General features: G+C 71.0%; 6 protein-coding genes. 4 read left to right on the forward strand and 2 right to left on the reverse strand.

Going from position 1 to position 4,710, the window contains the following annotated elements; genetic code table 11:
• Positions 1-481, forward strand: a 481-nt coding sequence (locus PO768_RS27880) for a response regulator (protein WP_272648655.1), incomplete at its 5' end; no start/stop codon positions are given.
• A 1-nt stretch (position 482) separates the two neighbouring features.
• On the opposite strand, the gene PO768_RS27885 is transcribed toward PO768_RS27880, so the two are convergent.
• Together PO768_RS27885 and PO768_RS27890 are read right to left on the reverse strand one after the other, a co-directional pair.
• Positions 483-1,040 (reverse strand): cytochrome b/b6 domain-containing protein, encoded by a 558-nt coding sequence (locus PO768_RS27885; protein WP_272648656.1) that lies wholly within the window; start codon positions 1,038-1,040, stop codon positions 483-485.
• Positions 1,037-1,294, reverse strand: a complete 258-nt coding sequence (locus tag PO768_RS27890) for a PepSY domain-containing protein (RefSeq protein ID WP_272648657.1) — start codon at positions 1,292-1,294, stop codon at positions 1,037-1,039. Before PO768_RS27890 ends, PO768_RS27885 begins: the two co-directional genes overlap by 4 nt.
• Before the next feature lie 930 nt (positions 1,295-2,224).
• Here PO768_RS27890 and PO768_RS27895 point away from each other — a divergent pair.
• The 3 genes from PO768_RS27895 to PO768_RS27905 form a co-directional block, all read left to right on the forward strand.
• Positions 2,225-2,893, forward strand: a complete 669-nt coding sequence (locus tag PO768_RS27895; protein WP_262970291.1) for a response regulator — start codon at positions 2,225-2,227, stop codon at positions 2,891-2,893.
• The gene (locus tag PO768_RS27900; RefSeq protein ID WP_272648658.1) at positions 2,890-4,215 is read left to right on the forward strand and encodes a sensor histidine kinase; all 1,326 of its coding nucleotides are present in this window, start codon (positions 2,890-2,892) and stop codon (positions 4,213-4,215) included. The genes PO768_RS27895 and PO768_RS27900 overlap by 4 nt, the downstream gene beginning before the upstream one ends.
• A 33-nt stretch (positions 4,216-4,248) precedes the next feature.
• Positions 4,249-4,710: tetratricopeptide repeat protein (locus PO768_RS27905; RefSeq protein WP_442953311.1), on the forward strand; the 462-nt coding region annotated here is incomplete at its 3' end.

Genomic DNA, 4,710 nt, shown 5'->3' on the forward strand with positions numbered 1-4,710 from the left:
CAGCCGGTTCTGGTTCAGCGCCTGGATGGAGCGCGCCGCGACGCGCGCGCCGGTGCTGGCGCTGGAGCCGCTGCACCCGGCCGAGCTGCGGCTGCGCACCGAGCATGCCGGCCAGCGTGTCTTGCTGGCCGAGGACGACGCGGTCAACCAGATGGTGGCCTGGTCGCTGCTGCAGGCCGCCGGCCTGGAGGTGGACCTGGTCGACGACGGTGCGGCTGCGCTGCGGGCGGCCGGCCAGCGGCCCTACGCCTTGATACTGCTCGATCTGCACATGCCCGAGCTCGACGGCATGGCCGCCTGCCGGGCCATCCGGCGCCTGCCCGGCCATGCCGACACGCCCATCCTGGCGATGACGGGCAATGTCTTCGCCGAGGACCGCGCGGCCTGCCTGGCGGCCGGCATGAACGACCATATCGCCAAGCCGGTCGCGCCGGAGGACTTGTACCAAAGCCTGCTGCGCTGGCTGCCGGAACGTCCCTGAGTCACCAGCGCTGCTTGACGCCGGTGACCATGGCGCGGATCAGCCGCGTGCGTTCCAGCCGCCCCATCAGCAGTGCGGCCGCCACATGCAGGCCGACCAGGCCCAGCAAGGTGTTGGCCAGCCCTTCGTGCAGTTCTTCCAGCCACTCCTCGCCCCAGAAGGCATCGAGGCCCTGCATCCAGCCGCTCAGTCCGAGCAGCAGCACCAGGGCCAGCAGGGCCAGCATCATCAGTGCGCCCAGCGGGTTGTGGCCGCGCTGGGGCGGCAGCTCGCCGGAGCGAAGCGCGCGCAGATGGGCAGCCAGCCGCGCCGGCGTCGGGAAGAAGTCGGCGAAGCGGGCATGCCGGCTGCCGACGAAGCCCCAGACGATGCGGGCCAGCACCAGGGCGCTGGCCAGATAACCGGACCAGCGGTGCAGCGGCTCGCCGTCGTCGAGCACGAAGAGATTGAACAGCACGCAGGCCACCAGGCTCCAGTGGAACAGCCGCACGAAGCGGTCCCAGACCGGCGCCTCGGCCCCGGCCTGCACAGGGCCTTGCGGCCCGGTGGTGCGGCTCACTTGCGTTCCAGCACGGCGGCGCTGGCCGGGTCGAAGTAGATCTCGACCTTGCGGCCGTCCTTGTCGTGGCCGTAGATCTCGTAGCAGCGGCCCTTGCTGATCTTGAAGGTCTTGATCTGGTAGCCCTGGGCTTCAACGGTCTTGCGGAAGTCGGCTTCCTTCATCCACTGGCTTTCGGGCACCTGGCAGCTCGGGCCGGCCAGGGCCGTGGCGGACAGGGCGATCAGCAGCGGGGCGATGAGAACAGTCTTCATGGCGGGTTTCCTGAGGGTTGAGTGTTCCCGGCATCTGCCGGTAGCCCTATTTCAGATGCCGCCGATGAATCCCAGCTGAAGATCAGAACTGCAGTTTCAGGCCCAGGCTGTAGAGCGTGCTGCCGCCGCTGCGGCCGAGGCTGCCGTCGAGCTGCAGGTCCTTGAAGACCTCGCGGCGCAGGCCCAGGCCGAACAGCGGCTTGGACTGGCGCTGGCCCAGCCATTCCAGATGCCCGGTCGCCGCGCCCAAGGCCTGCTCCCAGGCCAGGCCCAGCGTCGGCAGTGTCGGGCCGCCGGGCGTGCGGCTGGCCCCGAGATTGATGTGTAGCGCACCCGCTGGGAACTCGCGGCTGGCAATCAGCGTGGCATAGCGCGTGGCGCCGTGCTGAAACCGGGTGTGCGTCAGGCCCAGCACGGCGGCATGGTGCCAGCGGCCCTCGTGGGGTGTGCTCAGCTGAATCTTGCTCTGCAGGCTGGTGCTGTTGATGGCGCTGCCTTGCTCGCGAGCCCAGGCGGCGCCGAGCTCGATGCCCTGCCAGGGGGCATAAGCGGGGGCCACGGTCCACAGCCGCGCATCGCCGGGCTGACGCGCGTACCAGACCTCCAGATGGCCGGCGCCGACCTCGTTGACATTGGCATCGTCGACATTGAGTGGCCGGCCGGCATGGCCCGGGACCGGGTTCAGCAGCAGCGCCGCCAGCAGCGTGGCGAAGATGGCGTGTGGCAGGTCGGACATCGGGANCGGGACCGGGTTCAGCAGCAGCGCCGCCAGCAGCGTGGCGAAGATGGCGTGTGGCAGGTCGGACATCGGGAGGACTTTCCGAGGGCAATGTGAATCCCTCGAAGTTTCTGTCGCCCTCCTGAAGCCCAGCTTAAGCTGCGCTTCATCGCCGCCGGGTCTGATGCGGGCATGAAACGCCGGAGCCGATCATGAGAGTCCTGCTTGTCGAAGATGATGCCGCGCTGGCCGAGGCCATGGCCGCCTACCTCGAAGGCAAGGGCTTTGCCGTGGACCGGGTGGCCAGTCTGGCGGCGGCACGCGCGGCCTTGCCGCTGGCGCCCTGGCATGCGGTGCTGCTGGACCTGCATCTGCCCGATGGCGATGGACTGGGGCTGATCCCGGCGATACGCCACCGCGCACCGGCGCTGCCCATCATCGTGCTGACCGCGCGTGATCAGGTGAGTGACCGCATCCGCGGCCTCGATGCCGGCGCCGATGACTACCTGGTCAAGCCCTTCGATCCCGACGAATTGCTGGCGCGGCTGCGCGCGGTCGAGCGGCGCGGTCGCGGCGGCGCGGACTCTGCCCTGGTGCAAGCCGGCGCGCTGCAGATCGACCTGGGCCGCATGGCGGTCAGCCGCGATGGCGAGCCGGTGACCCTGACCGCCAAGGAGTGGAGCCTGCTGCGCGTGCTGGCTTTGCGGCTGGATCGCATCCATCTGAAAAGCGCCCTGGTGGAGGCGCTGTACGGTTTCGATGACGAGGTGGGCAGCAACACCGTCGAGGTCTTCATCCACAACCTGCGCCGCAAGCTCGGCACGGACAGCATCCAGACCGTGCGCGGCCTGGGCTACCGGCTCAGCGGCGGCACCCGATGAGCGAGGCGCCCGCCGTGCCGACCAGCCTGACCGGCCAGCTGACGCGCAGCCTGTTGTGCCTGGTCGGCGGTGCCTGGCTGTTGACGGCGGCGCTGGGAACCTGGCATGCGCGCGCCGAGATCAGCGAGGGCATGGACAGCACCCTGATGGACAGTGCCGCGCGTCTGCTGCTGATGGCCGTGCCGGCGGCGGAGCTCCCCTGGGCGCCGGCGGGGCCGGACGATCACCATTTCTACCAGCTGGTGGACCTGCACGGCCGGGTGCTGCAGCGCTCGCCGGACGCACCCGCGCAGGCGCTGGCGGTGCCGCTGGCTGCGGGCTTCGTCGACTTGCCGGGCTGGCGCGTCTACAGCCAGCGCCATGCCACGCTGCCGCTGTGGATCCATGTGGCCGACGACCTGGGCCATCGCCGCGAGGCCATGCTGGAGAACGCACTGAGCTTTGTGCTGCCGCTGCTGGCCATGCTGCCGGCGCTGGCCCTGCTGATCCGCTGGCGGGTGCGGCGCGGCCTGGCGCCGCTGCGCCAGCTGGCCGCCGAGATCGGCCGGCGCAGCGGCCAGGACCTCAGCCCCATAGCCGGCACGGCCGTGCTGCCTGCCGAGCTGCAGCAGATCGGCGCCAGCACCAACCATCTGCTGCTGCGCCTGTCCGAGGCGCTGGACACCGAGAAGGCGCTGGCCGCCAACGCCGCCCACGAGCTGCGCACCCCGCTGGCCACCGTGCGCCTGCGCCTGCACCAGCTGCTTGACATGGGGCTGGCGCCGGCCGCACGCGCCCAGGCCCTCAGCGCCGAGCAAGCGCTGCTGCGACTCGGCCGGCGCGCCGAGAAGCTGCTGCAGCTCTCGCGTGCCGAGTCCGGCGCCGCGCTGAGCAGCGCGCCCGTCAATCTGGCCGGGCTGGCCGGCAGCGTGGCCCAGGAGTTCTGGGCCGATGCCGATCTGCTGGAGCGATTGCGCCTGCAGGTGCCCGAGGACTGCGATGTGCTGGCGCTGGGCGACTTCGATGCGCTGGCCATCGTGCTGCGCAATCTGATCGAGAACGCCCAGCGCCATGCGCCTGGCAGCCTGATCGAGCTCAGCGTCGAGGCTCCGGCGACCTTGCGGGTGCGCGACCACGGCCCGGGCGTTCCGGCTGTGGCGCTGGCCTGCATCCCGCAGCGGCACCAGCGACGGGTCGGCGTAGGCTATGGGCTGGGCCTGTCCATCGTCGCCACCATCATCGAACGCCACGGCGGCCGGCTGCTGCTGCAGGCGCCGCAGGCGGGCAGGGGGCTGGAGGTCCGTATCGACCTGCGGCCGGCCGGAGCTCTTGGCCCTGGCTAAACTGAGGGTTCCGCTGATCTCCTTCCCCTTGCCGTGCGCTTGCGATCCCTGTCACTGCTGTCCACACTGCTGCTGGCCTGTGCCGGGGCCGCGCATGCCCAGCTGCCACCCACGGCCCTGCCGACCCTGGACGGCCTGCCCCGACCCTCGACGCCGCCGCCCGAGATCGGGCCGGTGGTGCCGCCCCAGGTGCAGCGCTGGCGCCGCGAGGGCGAGGCCTACGAGCATGGCGACGGCGTGCCGCGCGACCCGGTGATGGCGGCCCAGCTCTATTGCCGCGCCGCCCGCTATGGCGACGCCGCCGCGCAGTACAACCTGGCCTGGATGCTGACCAATGCGCGCGGCATCGAGCGCGACGATGCCCAGGCCGCCCATCTGTTCGCCGCCGCCGCCGAGCAGGGCCTGCAGCAGTCGGAGAACATGCTCAAGGCCATGGGCACGCCGCGCGGCGCGCCGCCGGCCTGCCTGCGCCCGCCCGACACCGACCCGGCGCCG

The organism is Paucibacter sp. XJ19-41, from assembly GCF_028462495.1.
GTDB lineage: Bacteria > Pseudomonadota > Gammaproteobacteria > Burkholderiales > Burkholderiaceae_C > Roseateles_E.